This is a genomic window from Halobellus sp. Atlit-38R (genome assembly GCF_003665925.1).
GTDB lineage: Archaea > Halobacteriota > Halobacteria > Halobacteriales > Haloferacaceae > Haloquadratum > Haloquadratum inordinatus.
Window position 1 is genome coordinate 1 of the sequence record NZ_QXIJ01000206.1, and the last position, 518, is coordinate 518.

1 protein-coding gene is annotated in these 518 nt (G+C 72.2%); it reads right to left on the minus strand.

The window, feature by feature from the left end; genetic code table 11:
* Positions 1-518 (minus strand): succinylglutamate desuccinylase/aspartoacylase family protein (locus tag D3D02_RS18970; RefSeq protein WP_199723207.1); only part of this gene is annotated, 518 nt, incomplete at both ends.

Here is a 518-nt window from a genome sequence, read left to right on the forward strand (position 1 = left end):
GCCGAGCTCGGGGTCGACGGTGGGGATCCCGTGTTCCGGGCCGGCCCGGGCGAGCTGGCCGTCCGGGCCCTTGATGTCGAGGACGTGCCCGCAGCCGAACGCCTTCGCGAGCTCCAAGCAGTCGCCGTGGAGGCGGTGGCGGACGCCGCAGCGGACGCGCGTCTCGTTTATCATCCGGCTCGTCGACCCCTGGTGGAGGTCGAGGATGTAGTCGGCGCGCTTGGCGACCTGGAACGTCTCGTGGGCGATCCGCTCGCTCGTCGTCCCGTCGGCGTCGCCGGGGTAGCCGCGGTTCATCTTCCGGTCGTCGACCGGGTTCCGGTGTTCCGCCGCCTGGAAGGCGAAGTGGTTCACGATGCCGACGACGAGGACCGACCCGGACAGCTCGGCCGGGTCGAGGCGCGGGACGACACGGTTGACGACGCCGAGCCCGTTCAGCTCGTCGCCGTCGCTCACCGCCTGGACGTACAGCGTCGGCCCGTCGGCCGCGCCGTTGATCGCGGCGACCGGCAGCCGGA